Genomic DNA, 15930 nt, shown 5'->3' with positions numbered 1-15930 from the left:
AAGCCTCACTCCATCACGGCGGCCTTGAGAATGCAGACCATGGTGGCGCGGCCCGGGGTATCGCCGATGCAGCGCACGGAATGGGGACGGTCGCAGCGGTAGCGCAGGGATTCGCCGGCCTTGGCCTGCTGGATCACGCCGCCGACCTCAACCTCGAACTCGCCTTCTAGCACGGACAGGCATTCCACCGAGCCGCGCTGGTGGCTGTCGGAATCGAGCACGCCGCCGGGCTCGGACTTCACGTCGTACCATTGCAGCCATTCGATGGTCTTGATCCAGCCGATGATGGCGAGCCGCATCTTGCCGTCGTCCGAAACGAGGATCGGCGTGTCGGCCTTGGAGGATTTCTCGATGAAGGGCTCCTCATCGGCCGAGGCCAGCACGCCCTCGATGGAGACGTCGAGGGCCTGGCTCAGGCGCCAGATGGTGGCGAGCGTCGGGTTGGTTTCGTTCCGCTCGATCTGGCTGATGATGGACTTGGCCACACCCGATTGCTCGGCGAGTTCCGACAGAGACAGGTTATAGGCCTTGCGCAGGCGCTGAATCGTCTTGCCCATGTTGCCGGACAAGACCTGCGCGCCCGATTCCAGGTCCCGCTGCCGCTCTTTGCCTTCGACGCCCATACCATGCCTCTGTTCTGAAAAACCGAACGTCCGTTCCTTTAAACGGTTGTGGGATAAGAGGCGAGGCGGGTCAAGGCCGGAGAGGTCGCAAGGGGTGTTTTCCCGTCATGCCCCTGGTTTCGGAGCTGCAACCTTCAGCTCCCGGGATCGCTCCAGGCCCAGCTGACGCTCACGCCAGACGATGAAAAGCCCAGTGCCCGCCACGATTGTCGCACCGACGATGATGGTCGGAGTCGGCAGGTCTCCGAACATGACCCACCCGAACAGCAGCGCCCAAATCATGGTGGTGTACTCGAAGGGGGCGATCACGGAGGTGTCGGCATAACGATAGGATTCTGTCAGCAGGATCTGGCCGACGCCTCCCAGGATGCCGCCGAGGACGAAGAGGGCAAGGTCCCGCGCGTCGGGCATATGCCAGCCGAAGATGATGGTGCAGAACGAGAGCGCCGAGGCCAGGATGAAGAAATAGAACACGATGGCGCCGGTCTTTTCCGTTCCGGTCAGCCGCCGCACCTGGATCATCGCGCCGGCGGAGGAGAAAGCGCCCAGAAAGGCGCAGGCTGCGCCGAGGGCGGGACCGGCGGTGATGCCGCCGGCAAACGTGTCCGGCGTCAGATAAGGCGCGAGCATGATTAGGACGCCAATGAAGCCGACCGCGACGGCGGTCCAGCGATAGGCGCGGATTTGCTCTTTCAGGAAGATCGCCGCCAGGATGACTACGATGAGAGGGGAAGCGTAGCCGATCGCAATCGCGTCATGAAGCGGCAGGTAGGAGAGCGCCGTGAAGCCCAGGGCCATGCCGCCCGTGCCCAGAAATCCGCGCTTGAAATGCCCAATCACGTTCTTGGTTCGCAAGCCGTTGATCAGCTCGCCGTTCCAGCCAAGCCATAGGCAGAGCGGGAGGATCGCGATGAATGAGCGAAAGAAGACCACTTCTCCGGTCGGATAGCGGTCCATCAGGGTTTTCAGAACAGCCGACATCATCGTGAAGATGATGGCTGAGAGGACTTTGAGGGAGATCCCCAGGAGAGGTTTCACGACGGCGAGTCACTTGGCGAAGTACTTGGAACAAAGGAACTGCACAAGAACACGGCAGGCCCGCCGCGTGAAGCCATTATCGGTCCCCGCTCCCTGCGCTGAGCGCATGGATGCGCGGCCTGTTGTCATAAAAACGCAAAGGGAATGTCACGGCGGCGAGATGCGAATCCGGTTTGGCTTGATGTGAGGCTATTTCAAAAGGAGGCGCCTCATGTCGAGAGACCCGGATACGATCCGCGTGCGCACGTTGTTCCTGTCGGATCTCCACCTGGGCACGAAAGGTTGTCAGGCGGAAGCACTTCTGGATTTTCTGCGTTGCTATGACGCCGAGACGATCTATCTCGTGGGCGACATCGTCGACGGATGGCGTCTGAAGTCCGGCTGGTACTGGCCGCAGAGCCACAACGACGTGGTGCAGAAGCTGATGCGAAAGGTTCGCAAAGGCACGTCGCTCATCTACGTGCCAGGCAATCACGATGAATTCCTGCGCGATTATGTCGGCGTCAATCTCGGCGGCATCGAACTTGCCGAGCACGCGATCCACGAGACGGCGAACGGAAAGCGCTATCTCGTGATCCATGGCGACCAGTTCGACCTCGTCGTCCGCCACGCCCGCTGGCTCGCGCTTCTGGGGGACGGCGCCTACACAACGGCTCTGTTCGTCAACACCTATCTCAACATCATCCGGCGCAAGCTCGGTCTCACCTATTGGTCGCTGTCCGCCTGGGCGAAGCTGAAGGTGAAGAACGCGGTGAACTTCATCAGCAAGTTCGAGGAGCTTCTGGCTGCGGAAGCCCGCCGGCAGGAGGTGGATGGCGTGATCTGCGGCCATATTCATCATGCCGCCATGCACGAGCATTTCGGCGTCTCATACGTGAACACGGGCGATTGGGTGGAATCCTGCACCGTGGTCGTCGAGCACTGGGACGGCACGCTCGAATTGATCCGCTGGACGGAAGCACTCAAACAGAGCTTTCTCGCTCCGCAATTCGCAGTGTCGCTCGACAAGCCCGCCGCCCTCGATGGAAAGGCTGCCTGATGCGCGTTCTCATCGTCACGGATGCCTGGCGCCCGCAGGTCAATGGTGTCGTGCGCTCGCTCGAATACATGGCGGAACAGGCGCCATCCTTCGGTGCGGAGGTTTCATTCCTGACGCCGGAGCGCTTCCGCTCGTTTCCCATGCCGACCTATCCGGAGATTCGTCTGTCGCTGACGCGTCCCGAAATCGTCGGGCGCATGATCGCGGAGGCAAAGCCCGACCACGTGCATATCGCAACAGAGGGGCCGCTCGGATTGTCCGCGCGCCTGGCCTGCCAGCGGCAGACGCGCGGCTTCACGACGAGCTATCACACGCGTTTTCCGGAATACCTGTCGGCGCGTCTGCCGGTTCCGGAAGCGTGGTCCTATAAGGCTCTGCGCTGGTTTCATCGCGAGGCGAAAGCCATGATGGTCTCGACGCACTCGCTCGAGCGCGAGCTGAGCGCGCGGGGTTTTCGAAACATCGTGCGGTGGACACGAGGCGTCGACACCACGCTCTTTCGCCCGCGTCACGAGCGCGTGCTCGATTGTCCAGGGCCGGTCTTTCTTTATGTGGGCCGCGTGGCGGTGGAGAAGAACCTGACGGCCTTCCTCTCGCTCGATCTGCCGGGCACCAAGGTGGTGGTCGGCGACGGGCCGGCACGCCGGGATCTGGAGCGGCATTACGGCGAGGTGCGTTTCCTTGGATCCCTCGCGGGGGAGGATCTGGCGCGGGTCTATGCCTCCGCGGATGTCTTCATCTTCCCGAGCCTCACCGATACCTTCGGCATCGTGCTTCTTGAGGCACTCGCCTCCGGACTTCCCATCGCGGCTTTCCCGGTCACGGGCCCCGCCGACATCATCGGCTCATCGGGCTGCGGGGTGGTCGATGAGGATTTGCGAAAGGCCGCCCTGGAGGCTCTGGACATCCCGAAAGACCGCTGCCGGGCCTATGGCGAAACCTTCACATGGCGTGAGAGTGCGCGGCAGTTCTTCACGAATATCCATGTGGCACACGCGGGCGGTTGAGCCGAATTCTTTCCATCGTCAACAAAACGGTACGGGTCAGGTCTTGGCTCACGGGGCATCATGTCTTTAATGAACGCCCGTTATGGCTCATGCTGATTCCCGAAAGCGCCGTCCTTGATCTCCTCGACCAGAGCCCTCGAATTCCGGCTGGGCGCCCTGCAGGCGGCGAGTTTCGTGAGCCACGGCGTGTATCTGCCGTTCTTCCCGCTCTGGCTGCAGAGCAAGGCGCTTTCTCCCACCATCATAGGGTTCGTGGTCGCGATCCCCATCATCGTGCGCATCATCGCCACGGCCCCGCTGCTCAGCTTGGCCGACCGCTCCTTCGGGGCGAGGCGGCTGCTTCTGGCGAGCCATATGGGCCAGATGCTGGGTTTTCCTCTGCTCCTGCTCACTGACAGCAGCCCCGTCATCATTTCGCTCGTGGCTCTCGTCGCCTTCGCGCAGGCAGCGGTCATTCCCGGCAACGATCTCGTGTCCACGAACGCGGTGCAGCGTCATCCGGGGCTCAATTACGGCCGCATCCGGGGCAGCGGCTCCGTGGCTTTCTTCATCACCAACATCCTCGCCGGCTATCTCGTGGGTGCCTTCGGGGCGAATGCAGTGATCTTGGCGCTCACGCTCATCCCGATCCTCGGGATTTCGGCGACGCTCACCGTTGTTCCCGACGAAGCGCCGGATCATCCGGCGAAGTCGGAGAGCAAGGAAAAGCCCGTGCCTCCAGCTTTGCCGAAGGTCTTGTGGCTTCTCCTGATCGCAGGCGCCATCACGCAGGGAAGCCACGGTGCGCTGAATGCTTTCGCCAGCATTCACTGGCGCTCGCTTGGGTTTTCGGATTCCGCCATCGGCTATTTCTGGGCGGCGGGCGTGATCGCCGAGATCATGGTGTTCATCTTCCTTGGCCGCGCCGTAGGGCGCGGTTCAGGCGTGGGGCTGATGCTGCTGGGCTCGGCAGCGGCGGTGATCCGCTTCACGGGCATGTCCCTCAATCCGGGGATCGAGGCGACTTTCGTTCTCCAGGCCATGCACAGCCTCTCCTTCGCTGCGACCCATATCGGCACTATGGCGGCGCTCATCCAGTTCGCGCCGATGCAGGCCAGGGGGCGCGCGCAGGGAATCTACGGCTCACTCGCAGCTCTCACGACGGCAGTGTCCACCATCGGCAGCGGCATGATCTATGAGAAGGTCGGCCCGCTCGTTTTCGCGGCGATGGCGCCTCTCGGCGCCATCGGTTTCGTGCTCATGATAATCGTGGCCGGAAAGCTGAAGTCTCAGCCCCAGAGTGCGGGCTCTGGCGGATAAACCAGGCTTCCCTCATATTTCAGGCCGGGCTCCCGGTCCTTCGCGAGCAGAAGCGGGCCGTCGAGATCCACGAAGCGGCAACGGGGAGCGATCACCATGGCGGGCGCCATGGCCAGCGACGTGCCGACCATGCAGCCGATCATGAGGGAAAAGCCAAGGGCTTCCGCCGCCTCGGCAAGGGCCAGAGCTTCAGTCAGCCCTCCCGTCTTGTCGAGCTTGATATTCACCACGTCGTAGAGCCCCACCAGCCGTTGCAGGCTCGGGCGGTCATGGACGCTCTCATCCGCCATGATGGGCACCGGTCGCGCGATCTTGGAAAGATAGCCGTCTGCTTTGGCGGGGAGGGGCTGCTCCACCAGAGCGTAGCCTTCCTCGGCGCAGGCCGCGAGATGAGCCTCGATGTTCTCTTCCGTCCAGCCCTCGTTGGCATCCGCGATGAGCGTGGCGTCAGGGACGGCTCGCCGCACGGCCCGGATGCGCTCGATGTCGCCCTCCGGTCCACCGAATTTAACCTTCAGGATAGGCCGCGCCGCCGCTTTGCCTGCCGCCTCCGCCATCGCCTCGGGCGTGTCGAGGCTGATCGTGTAGGCGGTGGTCACCGGCTGCCAGCGGGTCAGGCCCACTGTTACATGGGCGCGGATGCCGGAGCGCTTGGCGTCCAGGTCCCAGAGGGCGCAATCCAGCGCGTTGCGGGCGGCACCCGCCGGCATGGCGGATTGGAGCGCCTCCCGGGTCATTCCGGCCGCAATCTGCGGACGCATCGCCTCGATGGCCGACGCCACGCCCTCGACCGTCTCGCCGTAGCGCGGGTAGGGCACGCATTCCCCGTGCCCGACGGCGCCGTTCTCGGTGATGGTGGCCGTCACTACCACGGCTTCGGTGCGCGAGCCGCGGGAGATGGTGAATTTGCCCGCAATGGGAAAGCGGTCGATGGAAACGGTGAGCTGACGCATTCTCTTGGCTTCTAGTTAGAACATTTCTCGGCGAAGTGGTTCCGGTTCGCCGCTCAGAAATGCGGCAAGCCAAGAAAAGAGACGATCCCACGAAAGTGCGAACGGCTCTATAACTTCATCTCGACTTCTGACGCAGCTACACGCTATCACCAAAAGGAATCAATGCCGGAAGGATGATCGTGGCGCAGAGCACCCTCGCTCAAGAGCCGGAAGTGACAATCGAGCGTGCCGGGAACAAAGTTACGGCGGCGCTGGCCGGCTATTGGACCGCGGAGCACGCGCGCAAGGTCGAAGCCCTGGTGGGCGAGATCGCGGCTGAGGCCGACCGGAGCAACCTCATCCTCGACCTCAAGGGGGTCAAGCGGCTCGATACCCTGGGCGCCTGGGTCCTCGACCGCACGCGCCATGAACTCGGCGAGAAGGGCCTGGCGTCCGATTTCGTCAATGCCAGCCAGGAACAGCATATCCTCCTGAACGAGGTTGCCTATCGCGGCTTCCAGGAACAGCCGCAGGTGAGGCGCTCCCGCTTCGTCGATTTTCTCGTCGATGTTGGCCAGACCGTCACCGGGGCAGGCAGCGACCTCGTCCGCGGCGTCGCCTTCCTGGGCGAGCTGGTCTCGGCCTTCATCCGTGTGGTCCTCAATCCCCGGCGCTTTCGCGGCACGGCAGTCATCAACCAGTTGGAGCAGATCGCCTATCGCGGCGTGCCGATCATCGTCCTGATCTCGTTCCTGGTCGGCGCCATCGTGGCCCAGCAGGGCATTTTCCAGCTCGTCAAGTTCGGCGCGACCCCCTTCGTGGTGGATCTCATCGGCATCCTGGTGATGCGCGAATTGGGCGTGCTCCTCACCTCGATCATGGTGGCGGGCCGTTCCGGTTCGGCCTTCACCGCCGAGATCGGTTCCATGAAGATGCGCGAGGAAATCGACGCGCTGCGGGTCATGGGTCTCGATCCCATCGAGGTGCTGATCCTGCCGCGTATCCTTGCCCTCATCATCGGCCTGCCGCTTTTGACCTTTATCGCCAGCATCGCGGCCCTGCTCGGCGGCGGCGTAACGGCCTGGATCTACGGCGACATCAGCCCGGACGTGTTCCTGACGCGCCTGAAGGCGTCTATTGCGTTCAACACCTTCATGGTCGGCATCATCAAAGCACCCTTTATGGCCATGATCATCGGCATCATCGCGACGCTCGAAGGGCTGGCGGTGCAGGGTTCGGCCGAGTCGCTTGGTCGGCACGTGACCTCGTCGGTGGTGAAGGCCATCTTCATGGTCATCGTGCTCGACGGCCTCTTCGCCATGTTCTTCGCGGCCATCAGGTACTGACGATGCTCGAACGGCGCCCTCCTGTTTCCACCCAAGACCGCGACGTGATCATCCGCGTGCGCGGCGTCGAGGTCGGCTTCGGCGACAGGACCATCCTGAAAGGTCTCGATCTCGACGTCTATCGCGGCGAAATCCTCGGTTTCGTGGGTGCTTCGGGCCAGGGCAAGTCGGTGCTCACCCGCGCCATCCTCGGCCTCGTGCCCAAGCGTGCGGGGACCATCGAGGTTCTGGGCGAGAACCTCGACGGCCTGTCGCCCTCCGAGCGCCGCATGATGGAGCGCCATTGGGGCGTGCTGTTCCAGCAGGGAGCGCTGTTTTCAGCACTCACCGTGAAGCAGAACGTCCAAGTGCCGATGCGCGAGCATCTCAATCTCTCCGAGCGGCTCCTCGATGAGCTCGCGATGCTCAAGATCGAGATGGTGGGCCTGAATCCGGACGCGGCGGACAAGCTGCCTTCGGAACTCTCGGGCGGCATGATCAAGCGTGCGGCTCTTGCCCGCGCTCTCGCCCTCGATCCGGACATCGTGTTTCTCGACGAGCCGACCTCGGGTCTCGATCCCATCGGCGCGGGCGATTTCGACGAACTGATTGCGACGTTGCAGCGGACTTTGGGGCTTACCGTATTCATGGTAACCCATGATTTGGACAGCCTTTACACGGTGTGCGACCGGATCGCGGCGCTGGGTGACGGCAAAATCCTGGCGGAGGGGACGATCGAGGCGATGCTGGCTTCTGATCACCCGTGGCTCCGCTCTTATTTTCATGGAAAACGGGCACGCTCGGTCATGGCCGGCGGCGCTTAAGAGGAAGCGATGGAAACGCGTGCGAATTACGCCCTGATCGGCATCTTCACCCTGGCGGTGATCGCGGCGGCGTTCGGCTTCGTCTATTGGTTTTCCGGCGGAACCCGGGGGCAGGACCGCCAGAACATCCGCATCGTTTTCTCCGGTTCCGTGTCCGGCATGTCCCAGGGCTCCAGCGTGTCCTTCAACGGCCTTCGCGTCGGCGAGGTGACCCAGATCAGCCTCCTGCCCGAAGACCCGCGCCGGGTCGTGGCCATCGTGCAGGTCGACAACAGCACCCCCATTCGCGCCGATACTCGCGCCCGCCTGGAATACCAAGGCCTGACGGGTGTGGCGAATATCGGCCTCTCGGGCGGCGAGCCCGGCGCGCCTCCGCTGGTGGCGGGGCCCGGACAGCCGATGCCGACCATCTTCGCGGACCGCTCCGACTTCCAGGACCTGATCGAGACAGCCCGCAACATCGCCCGCCGGGCCGATGATGTGCTGGAGCGCGTGGGCCGGGTCATTGCGGACAACGAGGGTTCCATCAACCGCACGGTTCAGAACGTGGAGCGCTTCTCGCAGGCGCTCGGCGAGAACGCAGAAGGCATCGACCGCTTCCTGGCCCAGATCGGACAGGCGGCCGAGAAAGTCGGCCCCCTCGCCGAAAAACTTGAGACCCTGGCGACCAATGTCGATCAGGTGGTGCGCGCGGTCGAGCCGCAGCGTGTGACCCGAATCGTCGAGAATGTGGACAATTTCGCTCAGGCTCTGGGTGAGAACCGCCAAGTGGTCAGCGAAGCCCTCAAGGACGCGGCGAGCCTTGTGGACCGCCTCAACGAGACCGCTCCCAAGCTGGATTCCGCGATCGGTGAGATCTCCGAGCTCACCAAGGCCGTCGATCCGGCCAAGGTGAGAAGCACGGTCGACAACGTTCAGGCCTTCACCGACACCCTGAACAACCGCAGGCCGGACATCGACAAGGCGATCCAGGAAGCCCGTTCCATCACCGAGAAGCTCAATAAGTCCGCCGACAAGATCGACGGTGTCCTGGCCGGGGCCGAGAAGTTCCTCGGCTCGGCCTCGGGCGAGGCGGGCAAGGGGGCCTTCGACGAAATCAGGGCCGCCGCCGTTTCCGTCCGTGATCTTGCCGACGACCTGAACCGGCGCACCAGCGGCATTGAGGGCGTTCTCTCCGGCGTCGGCCGCTTCACGGATTCAGGTCTGAGGGAATACGAGGCCCTGGCCGTCGAAGGCCGGAAGACGCTGGGGGATATCAGCCGTGCGGTGCGCAGCATCGAGCGTAATCCACAGCAGTTTATTTTCGGTGGTCAACCTAATCTCCCCCAATACAATGGACGCCGTTAAGTAAACCGTATGCGTGGATCATCCGTGTCTCTTCCCCCGACCGATTCCCGGCCGCTCCGGCGCCTGATGCCTGTGATGCTGCTGGCGGCGCTTGCCGGCGCCTGCTCGTCGGGCCCGGCGCCGACGACGTATGACCTCTCGGCGCCCTCGTCGCGGATCAGGGGAGCCGCCGGCGTCCAAGTGCTCGTGAACGAGCCCGCCGCCATCCAGACCCTCGCCACCCAGCAGATCCTGGTGAAGGACGCGAGCGGTTCGGTCTCCTTCATCGGGGAAGGGCAGTGGGCCGATAACCTGCCGCGCCTGATCCAGACGCGCCTCATCAACACCTTCGAGAACGCCTCCCAGCTGCGCGGGGTATCCCGGCCCAGTAGCGGTGCGGTGGCCGATGTCCAGCTCGTTTCGGAACTCCGCAGCTTCGAGATCGCCACACCCTCCAACGAGGCGGTGGTCGAGATCTCGGTGAAGATCGTGAGCGACCAGACAGGCCGCATCGCAAGCGGCCGCATCTTCCGTGCCCGTGTGCCGGTTGCCGCCGTGGATGCTCCCAACGCAGCCCGTGCCCTCGACGAGGCACTCTCGATCGCCATGCTCGACATCGTGCGCTGGGTCAGCGGCAGCCCGCTGCCGCGCCGCGCGGAGCCGGGTGACGTGAGCAGCCAGGCTCCGCTAACGGATAAGGCGCCGACTTAAGTCAGCGGTCCCATTGGGATTGATCGTTCAAGGCTCCGAGTGGATCGGGGCCTTTTTCTTTTGCCGCTCATTTCAAGCCGCCCTCGTCATGACCGGGCTTGCTCCGGTCATCTCGATTAGAAAGGCACTGCGATTCAAACAATCGGGATCACCGGCACAAGGCCGGTGATGACAAAGGGTAGCCAAGAGCCACACAGCAAGAAACTCTAAAGCGGCTCTGCACGGGTTATGGCTCTAGCCCATAAAGTTTTCGCGCTCTGACCTTATCCAAAGCTGCGTCCTCAATCTTCAGGAAGTAGTCGCTCTGCCAATCCTGCGTTCGCTGCGCCTGACGGCTCTCGGGTTCATCCCACGGCGGATAGACGCGGATGCCTCGTTTCCCGCCTTTGCCGTGTTCCGAAACGACATCCTTTTCCCGCAGCACCGGTTTTGGAAAAACGAACTGTCCGAAATGCTCTTCGCTTCGACAGCTGACGACGAGAAAGTCGAACGGATCGGATATATCGAATGGTTGAATCGGGCTGCTCCCGACGCGTTTCCAGCAAGTGACGAACTGCCCGATTTTCGTGGGTGTGATCTTTGAAGCCCGAAACACAACCGAGCGCCCACCGAGGTCGAAGCGGCACGCGCCATATTCCGCGCTTTCTGGCTCCACTTGCAGTTCGGAGCATTCAAGTCCCAGCGGTCCGTAGAGGCGATCGGCAGCATCCAGAAAATCCGGATGAACTTTCATACTGGGTTGCTTCAAGGCTCGTCCTTTCAATGCGCATGGCGAGCCTGACACATCGACCGGCTCAATAAAAAACGCGGCCTCGAAGGCCGCGTTTTCGCGTGTCGTTTAGTCGGAGCCGATCTTACTCGAAGCGACCGCTTGCATGGGCCAGCATGGTGTAGACCTTGCCGGTTTCCGACGTGAGATAGGTCTTCGTCAGCGTGGAGTCACGGTCGTCGCGGGAGACTTCTGCGAGCAGGCGCTCGAACTCGTCCACGTAGCGGTCGACCGTCTGACGGAACTCGTCGTCGCGGCGGTACTTGCGGCGGATCTCGTCGAAGGTCTGCTGGCCTTGCGCCGTGTAGAGGCGGCGGCTGAAGACGTTGGTCTCGCCACGGCGGTAGCGGTCCCACAGCTCCACGGCTGCATCGTGATCGATCATGCGGGCGATATCGACCGAGATCGAGTCGAGCGAGTCGAGGCTGTTGGTGCGGCCACCACGAGCCGGAGCGCGGACAGGCTCCTCTTCATCATCGCGCGAGGCGCGGTTCAGAAGGTCCGAGAGCCAGCCACCACGGGCAGCGCCAGCGTCACGGGCGGACGAGGCTTCCTCGCGAAGGGCAGCAGGACGCTGCACCGGAGCGGGAGCCGCTTGACGGACCGGCGCGGGGGCCGGTGCCGGAGCAGGAGCCGGACGCGGCTCAGGCTGACGGGCGACCGTCGGTGCGGGTGCGGAGGCCTGAACCGGGGCAGGGGAGGCGATGCGCTGCTCGACGGCGGCGGCAACCGCAGCCATGGTCGCAGCAACCGGGGTCTCATTCACCGCAGCGCGGCGGGGCTGAGCGGCGGGAGCCGCATCGACCACGCGGTTCGAGCGCGAAACCAGAGCGGAAAGCTCGTTGAGAGCCTTGATCTGGTCGGCGACGACACGGCGCATGTTGGCCGTGGTCTCCTGCGTCTCCTGCGGCAGCTCGACGACACCGCGACGCAGCTCGGCGCGGGTGGCTTCCAGCTCGCGCTGGATCTGGCCAGTCATGCCGCGCAGCTCACCCATGGTGTCGCGGAACTTCGCGGTTGCGCCGCTGAGGGCTTCCGCCATCTCGCTTGCTGCCTGCTCGTAGGTCGAGCGCAGGGTGGCAGCGGTGCGCTCGCTCTCCACGCTGGTGGTGGAGCGGATGCGCTCGAACTGCTCGCCGATGGCGGAGGTGGTCGTCTCGGCAGCGCCGGCAAGGACAGAGCCGATCTGGCGCGCCTTGTTCTCGGCGTTCTGGAGCGAGCCTTCCACGAGAGTGGTGAAGGCGCGGGTGACGGATTCGAGATCCTGCGAGCGCTCCTCGATGCGGCCGAGCAGCTCGTCCAGGGCACTCTGGCGGCTGGACAGGGCCTCGGTCATGCGGCTTTCCACACGCTCCAGAGCGGAGGCCGCCTGGGTGAGGGTGTTCATCTGCTCGTAGGTGGTCTCGGTCAGCGAGCGACCGCGATCCTCGAGGGCGTGAGCGAGGTCCATGGCCTGCTGGATCGCGCCGGAGGAGACGCCACGCAGGGCATCGACCTGATCGGCAACCTGATCCGAGGCGCGGCTCGCCTGGGAGGCGATTTCCGACAGCAACGTCTCGATCTGCTGCACGCGTCCGCCCAGGCCGTCCTCGACGGCGCCGAGGTTGTTGCTGGCGGAGGCCGCCACCTGCTGCAGAGTGCGGCTGGCATCCTGCAGGCGGCCGAGCACGTCGGCGAGCTCGCCGCGCAGGCGCTCATTGGTGCCGAGCAAGGTCTCGACCGTGCGCTCCGTGCCGGAGTCGATGGCAACGCGCATGGCTTCCGTCGACTGCATGTAGGAGGAGGTGAGCTCCATCGTGCGGTCCTGGAGCGACGACAGCATGGTCTGGCTGCGCTCTTCGAGGGCGCGCAGGGTGCTCTCGGTGATGGTCTCGACTTCGCGGCCGATCACTTCGCCACGATTGCCGAGTGTCTCGATGAGCGAGTTGCCCTGCGTATCGAAGATCGAGCGGATCTCGCCGATGCGGCTGTTGAGCGAGGAGACGACGGCCGAGCCGCGCTCGTCGATGGCTTCCGCCACGCCGCCGAGACGATTGACCACGCGCTCCTCGAAATTCGAGACGCGCTCATCGAGAGTCGAAGCGATCTCTTCCGCACGGCCACCGAGAGTCTGGTTGATCTCGAAGGCGCGGGCGCCGAGGGTTTCGGCGATCTCGTCGGCACGGTCGCCGAGGATCTGGTTGATCGTGTTGATGCGGTTTTCCAGCGTCTGCGTGATCTCGCCGGCACGGTTGCCGAGCAGCTCGTTGATGCTGGTCGCGCGTGCATCCAGCGTCTCGCCGATCTGCTCCGCCTTGGAGGAGAGGGTGTCTGCGATCGTGCTGGTCTTGGCAGTGATCGCCTGGCTGATCTCGTCCACACGGGTCTGAAGAGCGTTCGCCACATCGCGGCCGCCTTCCGCCATCACGCGGGCCATCTCGCCGGTGCGCACGACGAGCGCCTCGTTGAGGGCCGTGGAGCGAGCGCCGAGAACGCCGTCAACACGCTCGACAATGGTGTCGAAATTCGCGGTGATCTCGGTGGTGCGGCGGGAGGCGTGCTCCTCGAGCGCGGTAAGCTGGGTCTCGATAGCGGTTGTCGCTTCGCGAGCGCGCTCGGCGAAGGCCTCGGACATCGAGCGGCCCTGCACGGTGATGAGACGATCCATCTCCTCGAAGCGGCCGCTGATCGTTTCCGTCAGGCTGCCCACTTCGCGGGAGATGCGGTCGGCGAGTTCGCCGCCACGGCCCATGACGCCCTCGAAGGCTTCGAGACGCGAGCCGAGGGTTTCCTCCACCTCGCGGGTACGGGTGTCGACAGTATTGGTGACGCTTTCCGCCGTGCGGTTGAGCACTTCGTTGACGCGTGCGCCCTGGGTTGCGATGGCGAGCACGATGTCCTTGCCGGTGCCGGCGAGACGGGTCTGCACCTCGTCCGCATGACGGGAGAGGGTCTCCGAGAATTCCTGGCCACGGGTGTCGAAGGTCGACTGGAATTCCTCGACCTTGGAGCCCATGAGATAGGAGAGGCGCTCGCCGACCTGGGCGAGATTGCTCTCCAGGGCCTGACCCTGAACGGTGACGGACTCGCTGACGCGCTGGCTGGCGGTTTCGAGACGAATGGCGAGATCCTCGACACGGCTGCCGATGGATTCGTCAGCCATGCGCACGGCGCCTTCGAGGTGCTCGCGCACTTCGTTGCCACGTAGCGTGATCTGGCTGCCGACCTCGGAAGCCGTCGTCGCCAGATGCTCGCGGAACTCGTTGCCGCGGGTGATGATGTCGTTGACCACATCCGAGCCCGTGGTGGCGAGCTGCTCGCGCAGGGCCGTGCCGCGGGTCATGAGCTCTTCGCTCACGGAGAGGCCGGCTGCCGCGATCTGGTCGCGCATGTCGGTGGTACGGGCGGAGATGTCGTCGGCGATGACGCCACCGGTGGCTGCGAGCTTCTCGGTGATCTCGCTGCCGCGCAGCGCAAAGCTTTCTTCGAGGCTGCGGGCGGTCTGCTCGAACGCCTCGCGCACGTCGCTGCCCTGCTGGGCGAGGGCGTCGATGACGCCGCGGCCGGTCTCGGCCAGCGTGCGGGTAACCTGGCTCGCGCCTTCCTGCAGGTGGCGGGTGAGAACGTCGCCGGTGCGCTCGAAAGCGCCGGTGATGTCCTGCGCCTTGCCTTCAAGTGCGCTGGTGATCGTGGTGCCCACATCGGCGATGCCGGACTTGATCTCCTCGCTAGCGCCGGAGAGGCGCTCCACGAGTTCGACGCCACGGCTCGCCATCTCTTCGACGACGCGCTCGCCGGCGCGGCCGAGGGCCTGCGTGATCTGGTCACCCTGCTGTTCGAGGGAACCGGTGACCTTGTCGCCTGCGCCGCCGACAGCGGTGACAACGCGCTCGCTGGCGACGTCGAGATCCTGGATCAGGTTCTGATGAGCGCCGGTGATGGCGCCGCGCACGCGCTCCGAATTGGAGACGATGGCTTCGCGCTGGGCGACGAGTTCGTCGATGAGCGAGCGGATGCGGATTTCGTTGTCGGAATAGGCACGCTCAAGCGTCGAGATCTCGCTGCGCACAAGCGTCTCAAGTTCGCCGGCGCGGGCGAGGGCACGTTCCACGCCATCGCCCACGGCAGCCACTTCGCGGCGCACGGCCTGGGAGACGGAGAGAACGGCGTCGGTGGAGAAGTTCTCGGGCTGGGCAAGACGCACGGCCACTTCGCCGACGGCGCGGGCGACCATCTTCATTTCCTGCGAGCGGACGGTCAGCATCGCGGCAATGAAGAACAGGAAGAGCGGAGCAACGAGTGCAATGGCTCCAAGGGCCAGCTGCGAGGTCGGGAATGTGGCGAGCAGCTGCTCAACCGTCACGATGCCTCGGGAGTAAAGGAAATAGCCGACGCCGCCGACCCAGAGAAGGGAGGCGAGGGTCGCAAACACATAGGCGGTACGGGAGGGGCGAACCTGGAGGGCCTGCAGCATCACGCCGACGTTCTGGCGGTCATCGTTGGCGACGGCGGCGCGATCGGGCGCGACGAAGCCGGAGCGGGGCTCGTCGTCCAACTTGATATCGCGGTCGTCCAGACGGTTGTCGTGGCGATCCGAAATCTCGGGGTTGAGGGCGAAGGGGCCCTTCGTGAAATCATGCGCGTCGATGTCCGGAAGGCGCGGCTCCTCGAAAGAAGACGTGTTCTCCGGCTGATCCGGGGTCGGGATCTCAAAGGTCTCATCAAGGTTGAGAGCCTGCTCGACAGCCGAAAGGGCTGCCTCCGCCGGGTCTTTTATCTTCTTCTTTTCGGTCGCCATGATCCGCCCTCGTGACGCAACTGTGATGGTTGAAGCCGCCTGCATTCCCTTGATCATTCAGAGGCAATGCGGGCTTCAGCCGGTCCGGAAAAACTGGTGACAGTCCTTCCGTACGGTAATCTGCTATTTACCAAGCAAGTTTAGCGGCCGGTCATGTTCAAGGAAACCCGATGTCCCCTGCCACTTGCGAACGTCGTTAACGGCTCAGTAACCTGCACTACCGGGGGAAATACGGCGAAAAGACGGCAAGCCTCGTGCTC

12 protein-coding genes are annotated in these 15930 nt (G+C 63.9%); 7 read left to right on the top strand and 5 right to left on the bottom strand.

All coding sequences use genetic code 11. From position 1 onward, the window contains the following. Positions 1–5 precede the first annotated feature (5 nt). The gene (locus tag MHY87_RS00915) at positions 6–623 is read right to left on the bottom strand and encodes a helix-turn-helix domain-containing protein (protein WP_239348500.1); all 618 of its coding nucleotides are present in this window, start codon (positions 621–623) and stop codon (positions 6–8) included. Between the two features lie 105 nt (positions 624–728). Further along, entirely contained in the window at positions 729–1661 is a 933-nt protein-coding gene (locus tag MHY87_RS00910) for a DMT family transporter (protein WP_239348499.1), read from the bottom strand. A 211-nt stretch (positions 1662–1872) separates the two neighbouring features. On the opposite strand from MHY87_RS00910, the gene MHY87_RS00905 reads away from it, so the two are divergent. From MHY87_RS00905 to MHY87_RS00895, 3 genes are all read left to right on the top strand, one after another. Further along, entirely contained in the window at positions 1873–2700 is an 828-nt protein-coding gene (locus MHY87_RS00905) for a UDP-2,3-diacylglucosamine diphosphatase (protein ID WP_239348498.1), read from the top strand. Then, on the top strand, positions 2700–3707 hold the full coding sequence (locus tag MHY87_RS00900; RefSeq protein WP_239348497.1) for a glycosyltransferase family 1 protein: 1008 nt from the start codon (positions 2700–2702) through the stop codon (positions 3705–3707). The genes MHY87_RS00905 and MHY87_RS00900 overlap by 1 nt, the downstream gene beginning before the upstream one ends. Positions 3708–3821: 114 nt before the next feature. After that, entirely contained in the window at positions 3822–5006 is a 1185-nt protein-coding gene (locus MHY87_RS00895; RefSeq protein WP_239348496.1) for an MFS transporter, read from the top strand. On the opposite strand, the gene dgcA is transcribed toward MHY87_RS00895, so the two are convergent. Continuing rightward, positions 4976–5959, bottom strand: coding sequence for an N-acetyl-D-Glu racemase DgcA (gene dgcA / locus MHY87_RS00890; protein ID WP_239348495.1), 984 nt, complete (start codon positions 5957–5959; stop codon positions 4976–4978). The two genes, MHY87_RS00895 and dgcA, sit on opposite strands and share 31 nt — an antisense overlap. 173 nt (positions 5960–6132) lie before the next feature. Here dgcA and MHY87_RS00885 point away from each other — a divergent pair, with 173 nt between their 5' ends. From MHY87_RS00885 to MHY87_RS00870, 4 genes are read left to right on the top strand one after another with little or no spacing between them, the layout of a single operon-like run. Next, complete coding sequence (locus tag MHY87_RS00885) at positions 6133–7284, top strand: MlaE family lipid ABC transporter permease subunit (RefSeq protein WP_370644804.1); 1152 nt, start codon at positions 6133–6135, stop codon at positions 7282–7284. Positions 7285–7286: 2 nt separating this feature from the next. After that, positions 7287–8087: an ABC transporter ATP-binding protein gene (locus MHY87_RS00880; RefSeq protein ID WP_239348493.1), complete on the top strand. Its 801-nt coding sequence runs from the start codon at positions 7287–7289 to the stop codon at positions 8085–8087. A 9-nt stretch (positions 8088–8096) separates the two neighbouring features. Then, positions 8097–9434 carry an MlaD family protein gene (locus MHY87_RS00875; RefSeq protein WP_239348492.1) on the top strand — a complete coding sequence of 446 codons (1338 nt, stop codon included), beginning with the start codon at positions 8097–8099 and terminating at the stop codon, positions 9432–9434. Between the two features lie 24 nt (positions 9435–9458). After that, on the top strand, positions 9459–10124 hold the full coding sequence (locus tag MHY87_RS00870; RefSeq protein ID WP_239348491.1) for an ABC-type transport auxiliary lipoprotein family protein: 666 nt from the start codon (positions 9459–9461) through the stop codon (positions 10122–10124). 226 nt (positions 10125–10350) lie between these two features. Here the strand turns inward: MHY87_RS00870 and MHY87_RS00865 are convergent, their stop codons facing one another. Together MHY87_RS00865 and MHY87_RS00860 are read right to left on the bottom strand one after the other, a co-directional pair. Next, positions 10351–10857: a MepB family protein gene (locus MHY87_RS00865; protein WP_239348490.1), complete on the bottom strand. Its 507-nt coding sequence runs from the start codon at positions 10855–10857 to the stop codon at positions 10351–10353. Between the two features lie 121 nt (positions 10858–10978). Next, positions 10979–15670 carry a hypothetical protein gene (locus tag MHY87_RS00860; protein ID WP_239348489.1) on the bottom strand — a complete coding sequence of 1564 codons (4692 nt, stop codon included), beginning with the start codon at positions 15668–15670 and terminating at the stop codon, positions 10979–10981. Positions 15671–15930: the final 260 nt, after the last annotated feature.

This window comes from Microvirga sp. ACRRW (assembly GCF_022346925.1).
GTDB lineage: Bacteria > Pseudomonadota > Alphaproteobacteria > Rhizobiales > Beijerinckiaceae > Microvirga.
This window is presented reverse-complemented; position numbering and strand designations above follow the sequence as displayed.

Coding starts and splice junctions, on each gene's coding strand:
- MHY87_RS00885 (WP_370644804.1), top strand. CDS start 6,133: ATGATCGTGGCGCAGAGCACCCTCGCTCAAGAGCCGGAAGTGACAATC.
- MHY87_RS00905 (WP_239348498.1), top strand. CDS start 1,873: ATGTCGAGAGACCCGGATACGATCCGCGTGCGCACGTTGTTCCTGTCG.
- MHY87_RS00900 (WP_239348497.1), top strand. CDS start 2,700: ATGCGCGTTCTCATCGTCACGGATGCCTGGCGCCCGCAGGTCAATGGT.
- MHY87_RS00860 (WP_239348489.1), bottom strand. CDS start 15,670: ATGGCGACCGAAAAGAAGAAGATAAAAGACCCGGCGGAGGCAGCCCTT.
- MHY87_RS00880 (WP_239348493.1), top strand. CDS start 7,287: ATGCTCGAACGGCGCCCTCCTGTTTCCACCCAAGACCGCGACGTGATC.
- dgcA (WP_239348495.1), bottom strand. CDS start 5,959: ATGCGTCAGCTCACCGTTTCCATCGACCGCTTTCCCATTGCGGGCAAA.
- MHY87_RS00865 (WP_239348490.1), bottom strand. CDS start 10,857: ATGAAAGTTCATCCGGATTTTCTGGATGCTGCCGATCGCCTCTACGGA.
- MHY87_RS00915 (WP_239348500.1), bottom strand. CDS start 623: ATGGGCGTCGAAGGCAAAGAGCGGCAGCGGGACCTGGAATCGGGCGCG.
- MHY87_RS00875 (WP_239348492.1), top strand. CDS start 8,097: ATGGAAACGCGTGCGAATTACGCCCTGATCGGCATCTTCACCCTGGCG.